Origin of the sequence: Streptomyces chattanoogensis, assembly GCF_001294335.1 — a bacterium.
GTDB classification, from domain to species: domain Bacteria; phylum Actinomycetota; class Actinomycetes; order Streptomycetales; family Streptomycetaceae; genus Streptomyces; species Streptomyces chattanoogensis.
On record NZ_LGKG01000170.1, the window covers coordinates 1 to 20,046 of the forward strand.

General features: G+C 71.6%; 13 protein-coding genes and 3 pseudogenes. 2 read left to right on the forward strand and 14 right to left on the reverse strand.

Annotated features, from left to right (window positions below):
- The 8 genes and pseudogenes from ADL29_RS32065 to ADL29_RS32095 all read right to left on the reverse strand — a co-directional run.
- Positions 1-226 (reverse strand): annotated as a pseudogene (locus ADL29_RS32065) (amino acid transporter); the annotation flags it as partial.
- Positions 227-306: 80 nt separating this feature from the next.
- Positions 307-743 (reverse strand): annotated as a pseudogene (locus ADL29_RS45670) (NAD(P)-dependent oxidoreductase); the annotation flags it as partial.
- Between the two features lie 121 nt (positions 744-864).
- Positions 865-2,439: an L-lactate permease gene (locus tag ADL29_RS32070; RefSeq protein ID WP_053927057.1), complete on the reverse strand. Its 1,575-nt coding sequence runs from the start codon at positions 2,437-2,439 to the stop codon at positions 865-867.
- Positions 2,436-4,364, reverse strand: coding sequence for an FAD/NAD(P)-binding protein (locus tag ADL29_RS32075; protein ID WP_053927058.1), 1,929 nt, complete (start codon positions 4,362-4,364; stop codon positions 2,436-2,438). The genes ADL29_RS32070 and ADL29_RS32075 overlap by 4 nt, the downstream gene beginning before the upstream one ends.
- A 2-nt stretch (positions 4,365-4,366) precedes the next feature.
- Entirely contained in the window at positions 4,367-5,374 is a 1,008-nt protein-coding gene (sbnB, locus tag ADL29_RS44710; RefSeq protein WP_053927059.1) for a 2,3-diaminopropionate biosynthesis protein SbnB, read from the reverse strand.
- 3 nt (positions 5,375-5,377) lie between these two features.
- On the reverse strand, positions 5,378-6,418 hold the full coding sequence (gene sbnA, locus ADL29_RS44715; RefSeq protein WP_063788580.1) for a 2,3-diaminopropionate biosynthesis protein SbnA: 1,041 nt from the start codon (positions 6,416-6,418) through the stop codon (positions 5,378-5,380).
- 181 nt (positions 6,419-6,599) lie between these two features.
- Complete coding sequence (locus ADL29_RS32090; protein ID WP_053927060.1) at positions 6,600-8,123, reverse strand: vanadium-dependent haloperoxidase; 1,524 nt, start codon at positions 8,121-8,123, stop codon at positions 6,600-6,602.
- 56 nt (positions 8,124-8,179) lie between these two features.
- Positions 8,180-8,812 carry an HD domain-containing protein gene (locus ADL29_RS32095; protein ID WP_053927061.1) on the reverse strand — a complete coding sequence of 211 codons (633 nt, stop codon included), beginning with the start codon at positions 8,810-8,812 and terminating at the stop codon, positions 8,180-8,182.
- A gap of 252 nt (positions 8,813-9,064) precedes the next feature.
- Between ADL29_RS32095 and ADL29_RS32100 the strand changes: the two genes are divergently transcribed.
- Positions 9,065-10,003: a transaldolase family protein gene (locus ADL29_RS32100; RefSeq protein ID WP_053927062.1), complete on the forward strand. Its 939-nt coding sequence runs from the start codon at positions 9,065-9,067 to the stop codon at positions 10,001-10,003.
- Positions 10,004-10,089: 86 nt separating this feature from the next.
- Here the strand turns inward: ADL29_RS32100 and ADL29_RS32105 are convergent, their stop codons facing one another.
- Positions 10,090-10,761, reverse strand: a complete 672-nt coding sequence (locus tag ADL29_RS32105) for a 50S ribosomal protein L11 methyltransferase (RefSeq protein ID WP_245689715.1) — start codon at positions 10,759-10,761, stop codon at positions 10,090-10,092.
- Between the two features lie 287 nt (positions 10,762-11,048).
- On the opposite strand from ADL29_RS32105, the pseudogene ADL29_RS32110 reads away from it, so the two are divergent.
- Positions 11,049-12,896 (forward strand): annotated as a pseudogene (locus tag ADL29_RS32110) (helix-turn-helix domain-containing protein); the annotation flags it as partial.
- Here the strand turns inward: ADL29_RS32110 and ADL29_RS46760 are convergent.
- From ADL29_RS46760 to ADL29_RS32135, 5 genes are all read right to left on the reverse strand, one after another.
- Positions 12,886-14,175 carry an IS701 family transposase gene (locus tag ADL29_RS46760; RefSeq protein ID WP_425424300.1) on the reverse strand — a complete coding sequence of 430 codons (1,290 nt, stop codon included), beginning with the start codon at positions 14,173-14,175 and terminating at the stop codon, positions 12,886-12,888. The pseudogene ADL29_RS32110 and the gene ADL29_RS46760 sit on opposite strands and share 11 nt — an antisense overlap.
- A 345-nt stretch (positions 14,176-14,520) precedes the next feature.
- Entirely contained in the window at positions 14,521-16,248 is a 1,728-nt protein-coding gene (locus ADL29_RS32120) for an AMP-binding protein (protein ID WP_053927065.1), read from the reverse strand.
- A complete protein-coding gene (locus ADL29_RS32125) occupies positions 16,245-18,122 on the reverse strand; it encodes an FAD/NAD(P)-binding protein (RefSeq protein WP_053927066.1) in 1,878 nt (625 codons plus the stop codon). The genes ADL29_RS32120 and ADL29_RS32125 overlap by 4 nt, the downstream gene beginning before the upstream one ends.
- A 6-nt stretch (positions 18,123-18,128) precedes the next feature.
- Positions 18,129-19,514, reverse strand: a complete 1,386-nt coding sequence (locus tag ADL29_RS32130) for a methylaspartate mutase (RefSeq protein ID WP_078971448.1) — start codon at positions 19,512-19,514, stop codon at positions 18,129-18,131.
- Positions 19,511-20,029: a cobalamin B12-binding domain-containing protein gene (locus ADL29_RS32135; RefSeq protein WP_053927067.1), complete on the reverse strand. Its 519-nt coding sequence runs from the start codon at positions 20,027-20,029 to the stop codon at positions 19,511-19,513. Before ADL29_RS32135 ends, ADL29_RS32130 begins: the two co-directional genes overlap by 4 nt.
- Between the last annotated feature and the right edge of the window lie 17 nt (positions 20,030-20,046).

Below are 20,046 nucleotides of genomic sequence, written 5' to 3' on the forward strand. Positions count from 1 at the left end.
CGGCGAGGGCGGCGATGCCCGGCTGATAGCCGAGGGTGGAGAAGTAGTCCACACCCGTCAGACACATCACCCGCCACCACCGCTGCCCCTTGTGGGCGGCCTGTGGCCCGGCGTGCGGACCGGGGTGACGCTTGGCCATATCGGTCAGGCCTTCCAGCATCCACGCCCGCAAGCGATGCCGTACGGCGGCCCCGGACGAAGAATCCGCAGGGGCGGAGGCGGCCATCATGTGCTCCTGTGAGCCCGGCGACGGGGCGGGCCGGTTGGCCGGGGGGAAGGAGCGGACGGGCTCAGCGGCTGAGTTCCGTGCAGCGCGGCCTCGTCGATGATGCCCCCGCGCGCGACATTGCTCAGATACGCGCCCGGCTTGGCGCGACGCAGTTCGGCCGCGCCGATCAGGCCGACGGTCTCCGGGGTCCTGGGCAGGTGGACCGTCACGAAGTCCGAACGGTCCAGGAGTTCGTCGAGCGTGACCAGGCGAGCTCGACGCCGGTGAAGCGGCTGCGCTGCCCGGAGCCCTGCCGCAGCGCCCCGGCGGCCTGCGGCAGGTTCCGGGCCACGGCCAGGATCAGGGCGCAGGTCATCTCCGCGGCGCTGATCACGTTCGCGGTGGGTGCGTTGACGACCCGTACGCCCGCGGCGGTGGCAGCGGGGAGGCCGACGTTGTCGAGGCCGACTCCGACGCGTCCGATGGCCTTCAGACGGTGTGCCGCGCCGATGACTTCGGCGTCGGCCTGCGTGCTGCGGGTGAGAGCTGATCGGCGATCAGTACGACGGGCCTGGGCATCGTGTTGCCTCCGGTGGGGAGCGGCCGTGCGGCCGCGGGGGAACGGTCGGTCCGCCCTCGACGGGCTGGTGTGCGGATCAGCGCCACGACAGGGCGACGAGGCCGAGCACCAGGAACACCACGGCGTGCGCGCCGAGCACGGTGCGCAGCACCCAGCCGGTGTCCACGGGCGCGGCGTCCGGTACGGCGGTCGCCCCGGAGGGCGGTGCGGTGGTCCGCTCGGTGACTTCGCGGACCGCCGTCGTGGTGCCCGCGGCCGGGCCGCGGCGCTCCGTTGCAGGTGCCGCGGCCGCCTCGGTGGCGGCAGGGCCTTGCGGGCCGGGAGCGTTGGTGGCGAGCTCGGCCGCGAGCACCACCCGGGCCACCGAGCCTCCGGAGGCCAGGGCGGCGCTGACGTTCTGGACGCCGACGAGCTGGAGCGCCGGGTAGCCGAGCACATGGGCGGTGGCCCCCTGACTGGCGGCGAACATCGCGTTGGCCCCGGTGTTGGAGCCGGCCAGGAATCCGCCGGCGGCGCCGATCCAGGGGGCGAGCATCAGATAGGCGGGGCCGAGGGAGGCGCAGGCCTCGGCCATTTCCCGGCTCATGCCGGTCACGGTCAGCAGGGTGCCGAGGATCAGGAAGATCGCGGTGGTCAGGGTGACCTGCCACCAGCGGGACGTGGCCGTACGGACCGCCGCGGGCAGCACCGTTCCCGGCGCGCCGAGCAGCCGCGGAGCGACCGCGGTGGTCAGCAGCAGCCACCCCGCCGGACCGGCGATCACCGTCCACCAGCCCTCCTCGACGCCCGCCGCCGTCAGCGCCGCCCGGCCGAGGAGCAGGCCGGCCACGAGGAAGACGTACGGGGCGAGGGCGCGGCCCACCGGCTGCGGACGCGGCGCATCGGCGTCCGGGCGCGGACGGCGCCGCGAGGAGAGCAGCAGCACGGCGAGGGTGGCGAGACCGCCGAGGACACCGGCCAGCGGCACGCCGATGAAGGTGTTCACCGCCCACACGGTGGCCCACAATGTGCCCGTGGCGAGCAGCAGTTCACCGGCCGAGGCGACCGCGCGGCGCACCCCGAAGGAGACGGTGAGCGCGGCGGCGCCGCAGATCAGGAAGACCGGAGCGGACAGCAGGGCCGATACGACGCCGAGGTCCTGGAAGTCGACGCCGCCGAGGTTGGCGGAGACCAGGCTGCCGGGGGCGAGCGAACCCCAGGGCACCGTGACCAGGCCGAAGAGCCCCGCCACGGCGGCCTTGGCCGGAGCCAGGCCGAGTTGGCGCAGCAGCGGGATCGCGACGACCACCCCGATGCCGAAGCCGGTGAGCGACTCGGCGAACGGCGTCACCCCGAACACGATGAGCAGCACGGACCGTACGGGCGAGTGGCAGGCCCCGCCGAGCCGCTCGCCGAGCCGGGCCTGGGCACCGGTACGGGACATCAGCTCGCTGAGCAGGATGCCGCCGAACAGGATCCCGGCCAGCTCGACGAGCGTGGGCAGCATGTGCAGCTGTGCATCGGCGAGTGCGGCCGCGGGGGTGCGGAACACCGTGGCGGTGAGTGCCGCCGCGGTGGCCAGGGCGGTCAGCGCGGCGTACAGGGCGCGCACCTTGGCCGCCAGCAGGCCGAGGGTCACCAGGATGGGCAGGGTGGCCAGGAGCGCGTTCATCGGGCGGCCTCCGCGGTGGCGGACGGGCGGTCGCCCGTGGGGCGGGCCGCGTCGAGCAGGGCGCGGACACAGCGGTCCGCGTCCAGGAGCGCGCGCGAGACGCCGCCGGGCGAGGGGACGTAGTGGTTGTAGAACGTGGCCCCTTCGCACAGCGGACCGAGGATCCACATCCGGGTGTCCACGGACCCGTCGCGGCCCACCGGGTGCTGGCCGGGGGTGATGTCGACGCCGCGGCTGTTCGGTGCCTCCGCCGCGCGATGGCGGCGGATACGGCCGCTCTCGCGCAGATCGGCGAGGAGCGCGCTGCCGGTGTGCGCCACGTCCGGCTGCCCCGAGGTGGCATGGCACAGCCAGTGCGCATGCTCGGTGCGGGCCTCGGCGAGGCGGGTCGAGGACAGGCGCCAGGAGTCGGTCGTCCCGTCCCAGACCACCTCCGGCTCGGGGCCGAAGGGCACCTCGACGACGCCGGCGCGGACCAGGGCGAGGAGTTCGCCGTGCCGCTCCAGCTGCGGTCCGGTCACCGAGCGGTTGAGGACCGCGGTGAAGGATCCGTAGAACTCGTCGTGGGACTTTCCGTCCAGGCCGCCGAAGTCGACGGCGTGGCGCAGGATGTCCCGCTGGTCGCGCAGTACTTCGAGGGCGGACTTGAGCGGGCTGGCGCCCAGGCTCTTGGCGGCCTCCAGCAGATCGGCCTCCAGGGCCGCGGTGTACCGGTCCTGGTAGGCCGCGCTGTCCGTCAGATTGTCGAGGACGGGGAACAGCACGCGTTCGGGAATGAACTCGCCGAATTCCGGGCGGTGTTCGGCATCCAGGCGGTCGAGTTCCGGGGGCAGCGTCCCCGCATGGGCCGCGGCCCGCAAGGACTCCTCGGTGGCGAGTGCCGGGGCCGCTCCGCGCAGGGCGGCGCAGCGGCGGTGGAAGGCGATGCGCATCTCGGTGCACACCAGCGGGACGAGGTCACCGTGCAGGCTCAGGGTGCCGTCGGTCGCGTCGGTGCGCAGCCGGTCGATGCTCTGCTCGGTGAGCACGAGCGGGGTGAAGGCGCCCTCGCGGTGGGCGGCGGGGCGGGCGCGGAACGGCAGCCCGGTGCGGGAGAACAGCAGAATGCGGGGCTCGCGGCCGCTGGGCACGTACTCCCGTATGCCTCCGTTGACGGTGTAGCGGCCGCCGCGGCCCAGGGTGAGCGCGGCCAGGGCGTCCATTCCGGACAGGCCGGTGCCGGCCAGGGCGATGGTGTGCTCGGGGGCCACCTGTGAGAACTGCCGTGCCGGCGGGTAGGGCGAGCGGATCCGGCGGTGCTCGCCGGGGGTGTGCGCCGCGGCCGGGGGCGGGGTGTGCCCGGTGGTGAGGAAGACGTACCGGCTGCGCAGCACCGTGCCGTTGTCCAGGGTGAGGGCGCGCCGGCCGTCGTCGGTGTCGGACAGTGCGATCGCCGTGGCCGGGTGCAGCCGGATGTTCAGGTGCGCGGGGGCCCGGTCCAGGGTCCGCTGCAGGAACCAGGAGAGGTATTCGCCGAGTATCCGGCGGGGGAGGTAGTCGTCCGGGCGGATGTCGCGGCCTCGGCTTCCGAGGGTGAACCCGTCGTCGGCCAGGCGCAGTCCGCGTGCGCGCACCCACGCGTACAGGGTGGGGCCGCGGTCGCCGACGGCCTGGCCGACGGTGGCTTCCTCGGGGAAGAGCGAGACCTGGCTGCAGACGGTGTTGAGCAGCAGATAGTCGGGCTGTTCGGGGTCGTGCAGACCGGTGCCGTCGCAGGCCGGGTCGACGAGGTCGACGGTGACAGGGCGCTCTTCCCATTCGGGGGCGGAGGTCAGGGTGATGAGGCGCTCGAGGACGCCGATGCCGCGGGAGCCGAGCCCGATGACGCAGATGCCGGTCGAGGGAGCGTGGGCGCGCGCGGTGGCGGGGGCGGAGGTGCGGGTCATGGCTACCACCGCTGGGTTTCGCCGAAGAAGTCGGAGATCTCGACGGCCTCGCCGGACTCCTGGGCCGTCCGGTAGACGTGGGTGCCGACCGCGAGGTCGAGCACGCCGAGCCCGAACGGGGAGAAGATCACCGGCCGGTCGGTGGCGACCTCGACCTGGCCGCGGATCACCTGGGCGAGGGTGCCGTCGATGAACTCCCGGTGGCCGTACTTCTGTTCCGCAAGGTGGGGGGAGGTGTGGGCCGTCATGCAGTGGCCGACGTCGTCCAGGATGTTCTGGGCGGCGACGATGATCTCCGGGCCGATGTCCCGCAGCGAGATGTTCAGGACGATCTGGCCGGGGGCGAACGCGGCGGGGTCGAGGACGTGGGGCTCACCGGCCGTGGTGGCGAAGACCACGAGATCGGCACCGTCCACGGCGGTCTTCAGGTCCGCTTCGACCCGTGCCGGGTAGCCGAGGTCGGCGTCGGCGTACTCGGCGAACGCCTGGCCGTACGCGGGGATGCGGTCATGGATGACGAGGTCGTCGACGTCCCATTCCTGGGCCTTGAAGAACTCCAGGATGTTCCGGGCGATGATCCCGGCGCCCACGAGGGTCAGCCGCTTGGCGGTGCGCTTCCCGGTCAGCTCCTGGGCGGCGAGGACCGCGGAGGCGGCGGTGCGGGCCGCGCTGATCTGGGAGGCCTCCAGGCAGGCGAACGGGTAGCCGGTCGCGTAGTCGTTGAGCAGCAGGGCCGCCGAGGCGCGGGGCACCTTGTGCTCGATGTTGCCGGGGAAGCTGCTGATCCATTTGATCCCCGCCACGTTGTACTCGCCGCCGAGATACGCGGGCAGGGCGATGATGCGGCTGTCCGGCTTCTCGGGGAAGCGCAGGAAGTAGCTGTTGGGATTGACGGAGTCGCCGTCCTCGTGCGCCAGATAGGTGGCGCGCACCTCGTCGACGATCTGCTTCCTGCTGCGCCGGATGATGTCCCGGGCGGTCTTTCCGCCGATAATGCTGAATTCGAACACGGTTTATCCCTTCACCGCGAGGGCAGCGGCGCGCCCCGGCTCGTTGTCGGTTGTCCGGTGGGTGGTGCGGGGGGTGCTGCGGGGGCCGCGCGCATCGGAATCGAGTCGGCCGAAGCGTTCGTAGACCCACACGTCGTCGTAAATGGTGTCGAGGTAGCGGTCGCCGATATCGGGTGCGATGGCCACCACGCAGGCGCCCGGCTCGATGCGGTCGGTGTTGCGCTCGATGGCCGCGAGCACCGAGCCCGTGGACCCGCCCAGGGCGATACCGCGCTCCGCGGCGAGTCGCCGGCACATCCGTACGGCCTCGAACTCCGGGATCAGAATGACCTCGTCGACTCTCCCGGGCCTGAAGATCTCGGGCCGGCGGCTGGTGCCGAGACCGGGAATGTGCCGCCGTCCGGCCGGCCCGCCGAATGTCACCGAGCCCACCGAATCCACGCCGGTGATCCGGGTGTTCGGTGAATGCTCCCGGAAGTAGTCGGTGCAGCCCATCAGGGTTCCGGTGGTGCCGGCGCCGATGAAAAGGTGGTCGATCCCCCAGCCCTGCTCGACGATGGCGGCCGCCGTGCGTTCGTAATGGGCGCGCGGATTGGCGGGGTTGGCGTACTGATTCGGCCAGACCAGCGAGGAGTCCTCGCGCAGCCGCTGGTGGATGTAGTCGATCCGGGTCTGGAGATAACCGCCGTTGGCGTCGCGGTCGGTCACCACGACGACATCCGCACCGAACGCCTCCATCAGGCCGATGCTCTGCCGTGAGGTGTTCGGGTCGGCGACGCAGATGAAGGAGTAGCCCCGCGCGGCGCTCACCGAGCTGAGGGCGATACCGAGGTTTCCGGAGGACGATTCGATGATGCGCCCGCCCGGTTCGAGGAGTCCTTTGCGCTCCGCGTCCTCGATCAGCCCGACGGCAGCCTTGATCTTGATGGAGCCCGCCGGGTTGAGGCCCTCGATTTTCAGCTTGAGATCAATATGGGGAATAAATCCGTCCAGGTCCAGGAAGACGCTGTCCAGGACCAGTTCATGAGCATTCCGATAAAGCATCGGACCTCGTCCTTCTGGAAATTGCGAACAGCGGATGCCCCGAGCCTGCCGTGTCGTCCGCATTCCGTTCAATCGGAGTCCGACACTTCATCAAATACCGTCCGCAGTAACGGGAAAAGGCCGGCGGCTTTCCCCGGGGAAGGGGAAAGCCGCCGGCCTTTTCGGCGCGGGTGGACAGCTGTCAGGACCGGGCGTCCGGGTGGGTGCCGTCGAAGTACTGTTTGGCCTCGGCCCACACGTCGCGGGCGAGTTTGCGGCCCTGGGCGTCGGCCTCGGTGTGGTCGAACTCCCAGTGCACACCGCCCCACAGGCGCGAGTAGCCGACCTCTTGGGCCGCGGCGCTGAAGGTGTTCCACTGCAGGGCGATGTCCTTGGACGGCATGCCCGCCTCGATGGCGGAGCTGCCGGCCTTGACGGTGCCGGTCCCGCCGTACGCGTCGGACCCGGTGAACTGCTTGAGGATCTCCGCTCCGGCGGCGGTGAACCCGGTGTGGCCCGAGCCGTAGGCGGCGAACGCGGGGGTCTTGAGATAGGGCTGCCACTGGGAGCCGTCGATGACCTGGGTGCCCTTGCCGGGACCCGCATAGCCACGGATCTTCTTGCCGGCCTCGGCGTACCGGATCATGCTGATCGGGCGGCCGTAGTCGTAGTGGACCTTGGTCTTCCAGTCGACGACGGCCTCATCGCCCTCGGCGATGTTCAGGGCGAAGAACAGCTTCACATCGTCGTCGAGACGGTGGTGGTCGCGCTTGGAGACGAAGGCCGCCCACTCCTGCGGGATGGACGACGAGGTGGTATCCCGGTACTGCCAGTGCTCGGCTATCACCTTCTGACGTTCCGTCAAGTTTGCGTTCCGCTCCTCCTGTTGGGCGATGGCCCGCTCGGAGGCCGCGCTGCCGTACTTCGGGGGCGGCGGCGGGAGATAGCGGTCGACGTCATTGATCAGGAACGGCTTGGCCTCGGCGAACTGCGGCGTGATGAACGGGTGCGTCTTGCCGTTCACGGTCAGCGGCACCCAGTGGTTCACGTCGACGATCTTGCTCTTGTCGAAGCGGGCGACGTCCTGGGGCGGGTTGACCGGCTTGTAGAAGCCCTCGGGCGTCGCGTACGGCGGGGTACCCAACTGGTTGGAGCCGTCCTCGTGGCGCACCGCGAGCAGGGCGTCTGCGGCCTTCAGCGCCACGGCGACCGGCGTGCCCGCCTCGGCGGAGTCGGCCTCGGCCGGGTCGTAGCCGAGCTCCTCGAGCTTGGCGTCGAACGTCGCCCTCTGCTGGGGGAACAGATCGCTCAGGGCGCGGTGCGCCGCGAAGCTGATCGCCTTGCGCTTGTTCCCCTTGGTGCGCTCCGCCGCAGGCCGGCGCAGGTCGCCGCCGAGCTGGGTGCCCAGCGCCTTCCGGTCGTAGGCGGCCCACGCGTCGTAGATCGCGGTGTGCACGATCGCGAGCGTCCGGCCGCCGACCGGCGGTGGCGTGGGGTGCTCGGAGCCCTGATTGTTCACCTTCAAGGCGCCGAGGGTCTGCTCGTTCCACTGCAGCACGACATTGTCGGCGTCGGCGCCGGGCCGGACGACGGCCGGGTCCGCCGGGGTGTCGCCCGGTGCCGCGGACGCGGGACCGGTGACCGCGGTGGCGAGAGTGAGGGCGGTGAGGGAGCCGAAGACCGCCCACCGCCTGAGCGGGGTTGCCTGGGGCCGGAGGGACTTCATGAGAGGGTCACGGGGCCTTTCTCGATGGGTGGTGGGGCGGGGCGCCGGGCCGTCGGTCACTCGGCCCAGCTCGAGTGGGTGATGACCTCGACGAAGTTCGGCCGGACATAGCCCTCGGTGTAGCGCTCGAGGACATCGGCCTTGACGTTGCCGAAGGTGGTGTCGGGGCGGTGGGCGATACCGTCGTTGAAGGCCTGCAGGATGCGGCGCTTGAAGTCGGGGCGCGGGTGGGCGGCGACCACGGCGGCGCGCTGCTCGTCGGTGATGTCGTCGTAACCGATGCCCAGGACGTCGAGCTCGACGCCGGCGGTGACCAGGGCGATCTCCGGGGCCAGGTAGGTGGGGATCTCGGGGGTGGTGTGCAGGGCGATGGCCTCCCACACCACCCGGGCCGAGTCCTGCGGGACACCGTGCGAGAGCAGGAACCTCTTGGCGTCCTCGGCACCGTCGATCTCGAAGCGGCGGGTGGAGCCGCGGTGCTTCTCGGTCAGCCCGAGGTCGTGGAACATGGCGCCCACGTAGAGCAGTTCGGGGTCGTAGGCCAGACCGCGGCGGTTGCCCTGCAGGGCGCCGAAGAGGTAGACCCGGCGGGAGTGGTGGAAGATCAGCTCGCCGGCCGTGTCGCGCACCAGCTCCGTGGCCTCCTCGGCCAGGGCACTGTCGGGAACCTTGATGTCGGCAATGGTCATGTGCGCTCCTGAGGGCAGCGGAATCAGCGGAGAGTCGATGGATGATCGGGGCGTACGGGATCCGGGACGGCAGTCGTGCCCTGCGTCCGTACGCCGGCGGGACGGTGTTCCGTGCCGCGTCGTCAGCGACAGTAGGGCGGCGCCCGGGGCCGCGCTGTGCCACCGGTACGACTTCGTCACCTCCGCCGGCCACCTGACAAAGGACGGAAACCCGGCTGGTCGTGGCCGAGGACCGTGCCTAGGCTCCGATACGTGATCAGCCAAACGGCGATCGGATTCATGGAGCAACTCGCGGCCGAGGGCGTCCAGTCATGGCTGACGGCGGACCGGGCGACGAGTGCCGAGCCGGCTCAGCTCCTGCCGTATGCCCTCCCCACCGCCCCGGGATCCGTGATCGGCGTGGCCCTCCACGGTGATGTGCCGCCCGACCCCGCGGCCGTGCGCCTGCTGTGCGAACGCCTGGGGGATCCGGCCGCACCGCAGGGCGGCCGGATCGGTCATGTGTCCGCGCCGCTCGATCCGGCACTCGCCCATGACACGGACGGCCTGGTGTCGGCCTCGCGCTCGCTGCGTACCGCCGTGGGCCGGGAGAATCTCATGGTGCAGATTCCCGCCACGGAGGCCGGAGTCGAGGCCATCACGGAGTGCCTGGCGCACGGCCTGCATGTGGACGCCACGCTGATCTGCACCACGCGGCAGTGCAACCGGGTCTTCGACGCGTTTCTGGCCGGGATGGAACGGGCCCTGATCACGGGCCGTGCCCTGCAGAGCATCAGGACCGTCCTGTCGTGTCCGGTGGACCTCGTCGACGGTCTGGCCGCGCCCTCGGTGGCCGGGGTCGCCACGGCGCGGCTGCTGTACCGGCTGCGGGAGCGGCGCCTGGACAGCACGTGGTGGCAGGTCCTCCGGGCCGGCCAGGCCCGCCCGCCGACGCTGCTGTGGACGGATCTGCGGCCCCATCACGCGGCCCGTCTGGTCGGCTGGAACACGGGGATGGTCTTCACGTCCCGCACCCTCGAAGAGGCGGCGTGGACCAGCGAGTTGGCCGGTGACGCGCTGCTGAACAGGCATCGGGAGGGCGAGCGCGAGCTGGCCCGGCTCACGCCCGCCGGATTCGGCCGCGCCACGGCCGACCAGGCCGTCACGGCGGAACTGACGCGCCGCCGACGGGCCTGGAGCACCGGGCTCTGAGCCCGTGGTACCGGGTCCGGCTCCGGCTCCGGCGGAGACGGCCTGTTCCGGAACAGGCCGTCTCCGCCGTGCGGGCCGGGGCCGGGTCAGCGGCCCGCGGGGAGGACCTCGAGGAGAAGGTGCTCGACGAGATCCCTGCCGTACTCACCTTCGAGCACCTCGACGCTGTCCGCCGTGCGCAGTTCGCGGCCGCACTCGGCGGCGATCCGGCGCAGGGCGGTCAGATCGCCGCGGCTGCTGAAGTGGAGCAGGGCCCTTCCGCCGGGTGTGAGGCGGTCCGGGGCCTCGGCCAGGAACCGCTGGTGGGTGCGGTAGCCGGCGTCGACGTAGGCGCACTCGTGGAGCGAGCCGTACTCGTAACCTTCCGGTGCGAGCACGTAGTTGGAGCTCCAGAAGATCGTGTCGAAGCGTTCGCCGGGGCCGAGCCGGTCGAAGAGATCGCTGTGCAGTACGCGCACCCGGTCCGCGACCAGATGGCGCCCGGCGTTCAGTTCGGCGTTGTGCACCGCCTTCGGGCTGATGTCCAGGGCGACGACCCGCTCCGCGCCGGACAGCGCCGCGAGGACCGCGATCACCCCGCTTCCGGTGCCGACCTCGAGGAACGACTGCCCCACTTCGGAGGGGGTGTCGTCGGCGAGGCCGAGGAAATCGACACCCACCCCGGTGGACGGCGAGTAGACGGGCGCGAAGACCTCGTCGAGCAGATCCCATTCCCGGTCGCACATGAAGAAGACATCCGGCCGATCGTGCCTGGTCAAAGAGATCCGGCTGCGTTCGATGGAACGCTCATAACTCTGGATGTACGGCATTACCTTCCCCCCGCAGAGGCTTTAGCAGCCCTTGGTCGTAATCACTCAACATCGGATGTACGGGAGGACGATGGCGTCTTGCGCGGGGCGACGGAAGGTGGTCCGGCAACCGCCCGATCGGCGAAAGATGGTGCTCTCGCCACCTCACACCCGGTCTGACCTGGGATTTCAATTTCAACAATATGTTGACGCGATATGCGTCGGTCATCTACTTTTCACGGGACGCGGTCAGGCGTATGCCGCGGACCCGCCGATGCGAAGGGACAGCGGACGTGCGCGAGCCCAGTGAGTCGCACGAGCTCATCGAACTCCTGGAGTTGCTGGCCGAGAACGCACCGTCGGACCGCTTCGAGGAGCCGGTGCGCCGGGCCCGCGACACGGACCCGGACCCCGCGCGGATCGCCCGCCTGGAACGCGCCAAGCTCCTGGCCCTGCAGGTGCACGAGGTGATCTCCCTGCACCACAGGCGCCAGATCGGCCTGTCGGCGCTCGTGGACACCGCCCGGGAGCTGACCCTCCCGTACGACCTGGACGGTCTGCTCAACGTCATCGCGCGCCGGGCGCGCTTTCTGCTGAACCTCGACATGGCGTGGGTGTCCATCCACGACAGCGAGGGCGGACATTCGGTGGTGCGCGCCGCCGAGGGGCATATCAGCATGCTCAGCGTGGGCATGCGGGTGCCGACGTCGGGCGGCCTCGGCAATATGGTCACCGCACGCGCGGCCCCCGTCTGGACCGCCGACTACCTCAACGACCAGCGGATCCCGCAGGCGGAGGTCACCCACAACGCGGTGCGGGCCGAGGGCCTGCGCGCCCTGATCGCCGTCCCGCTGCGCAAGGAGAGCACGATTCTCGGTGTGCTCTACGCGGCGCAGCGGCAGGTCCGCCGCTTCACACCGGACGAGATCACGCTGATGTCGTCATTGGGGGACCTGGCCGCGGTGGCCATCGAGAAGACCCGGCTGCTCGACCGGGCGCAGCACGAGCTGAGCGAACTGAGCCTGCACGCCTCGCGCGCAGAGGACTCGTCCACGTCGGCCCGGCGGCTGAACTCCGCGCACACCCGGCTGGTCGATCTGGTGCTGCGCGGCGGCGATCTGCACACCCTGGCCGACGCGGTCGGCGAGCTGCTCGACGGCACTCTGCTGGTACGCGACCCCAGCGGCACGAACCTCACCGCGGACACCCTTCCCGGGCTCGACGAGACCGAGATCCGCCGGGCCGCCATGGAGGCGCACTCCGGGCACCTGCCGGTCGAGGCCTCCGGCGGCACCTGGGTCTGCCCCGTCACGGCGGGCGAGGAGCTGCTCGGCACGCTGGTGTTCGTTCCGGAACAGCCCCTCGACGAGCGGCAGTTCCAGCTGCTGCCCCTGGTCACCCAGGTCACCGCCGTGTCCATCCTGCTGCAGCGCAGCACCAGTCTCGCCGAGGGCCAGGCCCGCAGCGATGTGTTCCACGACCTCCTCAACGGCGGGCAGCTGTCGGCCAAGCAGCTGGACGACCACGCGCGCAGGCTCTCGGTCGACCTCGGCCGGCCCCATGTCCTCGTCGTGGCACGGCCGGAGGGCGGCCCTCCGGGCAGGGCCGCCTTCTGGGCCTCGTCCTACGCGCATCAGCGGGCCGGCATCAAGAGCGTGGAGGGCGACGAGATCGTCCTGCTGCTGCCCGGCGCCGATGCCGCGGCCGCCGGTCGCGCCGTGGCCGCGGAGCTGTCCTCGGCGCTCGGCAGACCGGCGACGGTCGGCTCGGCGGGCCCCGTCGCCCATGCCAAGGACCTCAGCGACGCCTACCGGGAAGCGCAGCGGTGTGTGGACGCGCTGATCGCCCTCGGCTCCGTCGGCGGCACCGCATCGACCCGTGAACTGGGCTTCCTGGGTCTGCTGTTGTCCGACCAGCCCAATGCGGCGGTCTTCATCGCGGACGTCATCGGCCCGGTCCTCGACTACGACGCGCAGCAGGGCACCGAACTGACCCGCACCCTGGAGGCGTATTTCGCGCACGGCAGCAGCCCCACCCGTGCCGCCGACACCCTCCATGTCCACCCCAACACCGTGGCCCGCAGGCTGGAGCGGATCACCGAACTCCTCGGCGATGGATGGCAGGACTCCAAGCAGCTCCTTGAGGTCCAGCTGGCGCTGCGGCTGCACCGGATCCGCCACACCGTGACCGCACGGGGCGCCGGCCCGGCCGTACGCCGCTGAACCGGCGGGGAGGGGCCGCGTGCACGGAGGCCATCGCCCTCGCCCCGCGGGACAGCACGGTCACGGCGTGGGCCACCGACGCCAGCGTCATATGGCGGTGCCAGCCGTCGAACGACCGGCCCTCGAAGTCCCGCAGCCCGACCCGCCCGCCCACCGTCCCGGCGTCGTGCGCGACGCGCCCGCCCAGCTTGGTCAGGTGCAGCAGTTCGTGGACCGGGACCCGGGTCATGCCGGTGAGCCAGATGTGGGCCGGCGGCAGCTTGGGGTCCTGCCACTCCCCCACGACGAGCAGGGGCCGCCGGTCCCGTGACGCTGCGGGCGACGCGAGGCGCCCCGTCCCCCGGTGTCCGTCCTCGGGCAGGGTCACCGGGACCGCGACGACCAGGGAGGTGCGCCGGCGCCCGGTGCGGTGGTCGGTCCACTCGACCGGCCGCCGCAGCCCCTTGACCGACTCCAGGATGTGGCGCACGGCGAGCGGCCCCGCACCGTAGCCCGGCAGGGAGGGCTCGGCCACCTCGAGGACCGTCAGGGCGCCGGTCCGGGCGAGCAGCGGAACGGAGGCGGCGTCGAACCCCGTGATCAGACGGCGGAATCCGGCCCCGGCCACGTCGAAGACCACCGGCCGGACCGGCACCTGCCAGGTCCGCATGGCCTCCAGGACGGACGCCGCCGCGCATTCCTCGCGGGTTTCGCTGATCACCTCCGCGGGGATGCCCGCGCGTCGGCGCCGGGCCGGGTCCTCGGTCCAGCGGTTCGACAGGAACAGCCGCCAGTTGACCGGCACGCTCAGCTCCTCGGACGCGAACCACACACCGTGGGCGTACTGCCCCGCCACCGGCCCGGCGGCCGCTCCGCCGGTGGGCGACTCCACGCCCACGGACCGGTCGCCCAGCTTGGGGATGGCGAGGGGCTGGACCACCCAGGCGCGCGGTGCCGCGGTCCGGTGCAGATAGTGCGCGAGCGCCTCCCGTACGGGCTTCCAGTCCCAGGTCGAGGCGCTGATGAAGTGGTGCATGCTCTGCTCCGCCGCGCTGCCGCCGATCAGGGTGGCGATGCTGCGCATGGACTTGCGCCCCTCGACCGTCAGCAGGCCGCGCACATACTGCTCGCCCTTGGCACGCTGGTCCCGGCGCTGCAGGGACGGCGGCAGGACGCAGTCCATCAGCTCCGCGGCCACTGCCGCCCGGACCGGGTTCCAGCCCTGTCCGTCGGTGGGTTTCACGAGTTGGGTGGAAACAGATGCAGTCACGACATCCCCCTTGTGCCTCTGTGTCTCGGCGCCTGTTGCTGCCTGTCGCTGCCTGTTGGTGTCTCTCGGCGCTTCTTGGGGCCTCTTGGCGCCTCTTGGTCGAGATCAACAGTGGTCTTCCGGACACGTGAGGACGATGTGGCACCGGCACCCACCTGGGTCGCCGTGGTGAGGGGCGCTCCACCACCGTGGCGGCCCCACGTGCAGGTATGCGGCCCGTCGCGCAGGCGACGGGGGTGGTGGGCGGAGCACCACCGCTCAGGCCGGGACGGCGCGGACCTCCGGACCGCCGAGCGTGCCGGCCTCGCGCAGCGCCGCACGCCGCACCTTTCCGGACACCGTCATGGGCAGCCGGGAGGCGAACTCCAGCACTCTGACGGCCTTCTCCGGAGGCAGTTCGACAGCGGCGAAGTCGAACAGGGCGCGTGCCGTCTCGTCCCGGTCGACCGTGCCGGGAGCGAGCACCACGAACGCCTTGGGCACCCACAGCCCGACGGGATCAGGGACGGGGACCACCGCGGCCTGGACCACGGCCCGGTGGCGCAGCAGTACGCGTTCCAGCTCCAGCGGCGAGATGCGGTGGTCGAACGACTTGAACATGTCGTCGTCCCGGCCGGCGTAGCGCAAGGATCCGTCGGTGCCCAGCGTGACCAGGTCACCGGTGTGGTACCGGCCGCCCGCGAACACCTTCGCGGTCTTCTCCTCGTCGTCCAGATACCCGGTCATCAGGCCCGCCGGCCGGTTCGTCAGGTCCAGACACAGCTCGCCCGTGCCCCCGGGCGCGATCAGGCGGCCCGATGCCGGGTCGACGACGACCACGTCATAGCCCGGCAGCGGGCGCCCCATCGTGCCCGGTTCGGTGCCGGCTCCCGGGGCGTGCCCGAGCTGCGCGGTGGTCTCGGTCTGGCCGTAGCCGTCCCGTACCTGTACGTCCCAGGCCTGCGCGACCCGGTCGATCAGCGAGGCCTCCAGCGGTTCGCCGGCGCAGGTCGCCTCGCGCAGCAGCGGCGGCGGTGCGCCGAGCCCGGCGGCCAGCAGGCCGCGCCACACGGTGGGCGGGGCGCAGAAGCTGGTGATGTCCCGGGTGCGCAGCGCCTCCAGGATGTGGTCCGGTGCGGGCTGCGGGTCGGTCAGCGCGACGACGGCGGCCTCCGCGTTCCACGGTACGAAGAACGAGCTCCAGGCGTGCTTGGCCCAGCCCGGTGCCGAGATGTTCAGATGGGCGTCGCCCGGTGTGAGCCCGTTCCAGAACATCCCGGACAGATGGCCCACGGGGTAGCTGGTGTGGGTGTGGCCCACCATTTTGGGCCGTGCGGTGGTCCCGGAGGTGAAGTACAGGAACAGCGGCTCGTCGGCGCGCGTGCGGACGTCCGGTACGTACCGGCTCCGGTCCGCGGTCCAGGAGTCCTCGTACGGCAGCCATCCCGGCACCGGCCCGCCGGTGGCGAGGCGGGTCCAGTCGCCGGGCAGGCCGGCGAACCGTCCGGTGAGGGCCGCGTCGGCGAGGACATGCCGTACCCGGGCCCGGCGCAGCCGGTCGGCGAGGTCGGCAGGGGTCGCGGTGGCGTAGGTGGGTACCACCACCGCACCCAGTTTGATCGCCGCCAGCATCGTCTCCCACAGGGCGCGCCCGTTGAACAGGGCGAGCAGCAGCCGGTCCCCCCGGCGGACGCCGGTCTCGCGCAGCCAGTGGGCGACCTGGTCGGAGCGGCGGGACAACTCCTCGAAGGAGATGCGCTCGTCGTCCGCCGGGTGGCGGCCGACGAGATGGAGTGCGGTCTTCCGATTGCCCTCGGCGATGACGTCGAACCAGTCGAAGGCCCAGTTGAAATGGGTGAGTTCCGGCCAGGCGAAGGCGGTGCGTGCCCCCTCGGGGTCGCCGTGGTGGGCGAGGAGGACGTCCCGGGCCGCCCTGAAGCTGCGGCTCGCCTGCTCGTCGTGAACGCCGTGGACGCCGTGGACGCCGTGGACGCTGCGGGCGTTCATGACGGGCTCCCCGCGGTCGCCGAGATGAGCTCCGTCTCGGGCGCGGGCCGCGGTGTGCGCAGCATGTCGGCGGCGATCGCGTCCGCGTCCTGGCGGAACAGCGTGTTCAGACCGGGCTTGCCGCTGCCCACCTGGGTGAACCAGCGGGCGTGCTCGGTCGGGATGCCCAGGGCGTACAGGTCGTCGCGCACCGAGCCGTCGGCACCGATCGCATGGAACGGCGCCAGGGTCACCCGCAGACCGCCGGTGGGGTGGCTCAGGCCCGACGCCGGTTCCGTACGCAGGAATTCGCTCACCAGGCCCTCGGCCACCAGGGACCGGGTCAGCGCGGACCGGTCCCGGTGCAGGTCCGGGTGGGGGATACGGGCGTCGATCAGGGTCTGTACGAGGCGTGCGGAGCCGGCCACCTGCGGCGAGTCGACCAGGAACGCACCCCGGTCCTCGTCGGCCGTGAACCGCGTGGCGGGTCCGGCGACGTCGACGAGTCCGCTCTCGACGAGTGCGACCAGCTGCTCCACGCGCTCGGCCGGCGGACCTGCGGAGAGCAGCGCATTGACCGGAAGGAACTCCCGCTGGAACTCCTGCGCATGCGAATCGGGGTGCAGCCCGCCGAAGTCGACGGCCTCCCTCACCACATTGCGGATGTCGCGCAGGATGTCGAGCGCGGCCTTCAGCGGACCGTCCACGTTGCCCAGCGCGGCCTGGGCCAGGTCCTCACGCATGATCTCCAGGAGCCGGGTGCGGAAGGCCTCGGGGCTGTCGAACCGGGCAGCTGCGAAGGGACGGGCAAGCGCGTGGAGGTCCAGCGGTGGCAGCGGCGCGGTGCTGCCCGACGCGGCGTGTGTGGAGCGGTACACATCGTCGAGCTCCCTCAGCAGCAGCGGCAGGACGTCCTCGTTGAAGCGGAGCCGGTCGGTGCCCGTGGTCCGGTGGCGACGCTCGCGCGCGGCGGCCACCGCCTCCTTGGTGAGGAATCGCGGCCGGTAGGTGTGGTCGGGGCGCTTCTGGTTGCGGCCACGGGCCGGGATGGGCAGTCCGCTGCGCGATCCGGCGACGATCCGTGGCTCGTGTCCACTGGGTATGTAGCGGAGCCGGCCCTCGTTGTCGTGGTCGAAGGTGCCGCCGCGGCCCACGGTGAGCGAGAGCATCACGTCGTAGAAGGACAGGCCCATACCGCGGATGCCGACGGTACTGTCCGGGGCGATGTCCGCCGCGGACAGGGGCATATCGGCGGCGGAGTCGCCGCACAGGTAGGTGAGGCCGGGGTGCCGGTCCGCGAAGTCGAGCAGGTTCTGCTCGAAGGCGTCCGGGGCGTTCTCCGGGTGGCCGGTGGCGAGGAGGACCCGGTCGGCGTCGATGAGATAGGGCGAGCTGTCGAGTTCGAGGGCATAGCCGCCGTCCGGAACGGCGACCACCGAGGTGACCCGCCCCTGGGTCTCGACGAGTTCGACGTCGGCCGGCAGACGGTCGGCGATCGCCTGGTGCACCGAGCGCAGATACTGGCCGTACCGGCGGCGGGATGCGTAGTCGTCGGGGCCGAGCGGGGGCTCCCCGTGGTCCTTGGCCCGCTGCTCGATCCACTCGCCGAGGGAGGGGCCCGCGCCCGGCCGCGCGGGGCCGCCGTCGGGGACTCCGGAGTACATGGTCACCTGGCCGACGACGGTGTTCATGGTGAACCACTCGTCCTGGTCGGTACGCCAGATGCGGCCGGCGCCCACCTCCACCGCGTCGATGAGGTGGATGCGTACGGTGTGGCCGGCGAGCGCGCCGTCCGCGAGACGGACGGCGAGGCGTTCGAGCACGGACAGGCCGCGCGGTCCGGAGCCGATGACCGCGAGGGTGAGGGTCGGGCGTTTGCTGCTGTCTGCGAACACGATCGGTCAGTCCTTAGCGAGGGAGGTGGGCAGCGGGGTGCGGGGGGTGTCCGTGGGCAGCTCCTCCAACGCGGCGTCGTCGTACCGCCGTTGGACGTAGCTGAGCATGTCCAGGAAGTCGTCGGCGCGCAGGCGCTGCGCACCGGTGCCGGAGGCTGCGTTCAGAGGGGGCAGGGGCATCGATCCGACGGACAGCCACTGCAGGGTGCCGTCGGGGGCGATGCCGCTGCGCGAGCGCTGGGCGTTGTCGGCGTGCAGGCAGTACGGCACGTCCAAGTAGCCCTTGGCGAAGGCCTGGAGCAGGGCCTTGCCCACATCGGCGTCGAGGTGGAGCACGGCGTCGACCAGCGCCCGTGCCTCGGCGTACACCGGGTTGTCGCCCCGCGCGGTCCCGGCGTCCAGGCCCAGGAGGCCGGGCGACAGGCCGGCGGCCGCCTCCGCGGACCGTGCGGCCTCCTCCAGCGCCTGGATGTTGTCGGCCACGGTGGGGATGCGGTGTGCCTCCGCCGGGGTCTTGACGATCATCCGCTCCGTACCGGTCACGGCGGCGAGCACCGCGCTGTCGCGCAGCAGGGACAGCGCTCCGGCCGGGGTGCGCGGGAAGACCCCCATGTAGGTGTAGAGCACGACGTGCCACTGCAGATCGCCGAGGAACTCGCCCGCCAGCCGGCGCAGGGCACCGATCGCGTCGACGTCCTGCCCGAAGCTGGTGCCCTGGGCGTAGCTGAGCGACACACTGCGCAGGCCGTGCTGCCGGAAGAAGATCCCCTCGAGCAGCGAGAGCGCGACGAGCAGGCCCGGCGGGCACAGCTGGCCGAGCATGCACCCGCCGAAGCTCTCCAGGTGCGCTCCTTCGACCTGGTCGGCGAGCAGTTCACAGCTGTCGGCCCAGGCGTCCACCGCCCGGGCCAGCGGGGTCCGGCTGTAGGGCAGGCAGTACGAGACGGGGCCGCCCTCGGTGGCGTCGAGGCCCGCGTCGAGCAGGGCCTGGACGATGCCCAGGGGCAGCGGCGAGCCGTGGCGCACCTGGATCGCGAAGTCGGCGCTCGCACCCACGGCGCCGATCATGCGGCGGGTGGTCCCCGCGCCGTGGGCCACGATCGGAAAGCCGTTGAGGTCGCTGCCGTCGTCGAGGGCCTTGCGCGCGGAGGCGTGGTCGCCGACCCGGGTGTAGCTGTCGAGCGTGATGGTGCCGACGGTGGTGGCGTCGGCGGCGTGCACGGCCTGCAGGCCCGCCTGCATGCCCGGCACGTCGGGAAACCCCATCCGGGGCTGGACGACCAGCCGGCCGACCGCCGCGGCGGCGGCCACCGCGGCCCCGAAGGGCGCGGTGGCACGCCGTCGCACGGTCGCCGAGGGGCCGCCCGCCGGCAACGCGGGCACCGTCTTCATCGGGGATCCCCGGTGGCCGCGAGGGCAGGGCGGGCCGGCCCTGCGGATTCCAGGACGGGCCGCGCGGCGTCTTCCAGATAGCGGCGGAAGGGGGCCACACCGGCGGTGTCCTCGAAGACCGCGTCGAAACCGGCGGCGATCAGCTCCGGTCCGTGCGCCCTGTTCTGTGCGCCGCGCGTGCCGAGCTTTCCGCCGATGACCACCGGCAGTGCACTCAGGTCCGGTTCGGCGCGCAACCGGGCGATGAGGCGGCGTCCGTCGAGATGGCCGTGGCCGTTGACGCTGCTGATCACCACCATGTCGGGGCTGGTGCGCCGGCACTCGGCGATCAGCAGGTCGTCGGGGACACAGGAACCGATGTTGATCACCTCGTGTCCCAGCTCCTCCAGCATCAGCTGCAGGAAGACCAGGTTCCAGGTGTGGGAGTCGGAGGAGACGCTGGAGACCAGGACGCGTTGACCGCCGCCTTGTCGGGCATCGGGCAGGGCGTCGCCGGTCGGCGCGGGCGGATACATGAACCTCTCTCATTCGA

Bases quoted from the DNA above. Each gene is read 5' to 3' on its own strand.
- ADL29_RS32070 (WP_053927057.1), bottom strand. From the start codon at position 2,439: ATGAACGCGCTCCTGGCCACCCTGCCCATCCTGGTGACCCTCGGCCTG.
- ADL29_RS32075 (WP_053927058.1), bottom strand. From the start codon at position 4,364: ATGACCCGCACCTCCGCCCCCGCCACCGCGCGCGCCCACGCTCCCTCG.
- sbnA (WP_063788580.1), bottom strand. From the start codon at position 6,418: ATGCTTTATCGGAATGCTCATGAACTGGTCCTGGACAGCGTCTTCCTG.
- ADL29_RS32090 (WP_053927060.1), bottom strand. From the start codon at position 8,123: ATGAAGTCCCTCCGGCCCCAGGCAACCCCGCTCAGGCGGTGGGCGGTC.
- ADL29_RS32095 (WP_053927061.1), bottom strand. From the start codon at position 8,812: ATGACCATTGCCGACATCAAGGTTCCCGACAGTGCCCTGGCCGAGGAG.
- ADL29_RS46760 (WP_425424300.1), bottom strand. From the start codon at position 14,175: ATGGACTGCGTCCTGCCGCCGTCCCTGCAGCGCCGGGACCAGCGTGCC.
- ADL29_RS32120 (WP_053927065.1), bottom strand. From the start codon at position 16,248: ATGAACGCCCGCAGCGTCCACGGCGTCCACGGCGTCCACGGCGTTCAC.
- ADL29_RS32130 (WP_078971448.1), bottom strand. From the start codon at position 19,514: ATGAAGACGGTGCCCGCGTTGCCGGCGGGCGGCCCCTCGGCGACCGTG.
- ADL29_RS32135 (WP_053927067.1), bottom strand. From the start codon at position 20,029: ATGTATCCGCCCGCGCCGACCGGCGACGCCCTGCCCGATGCCCGACAA.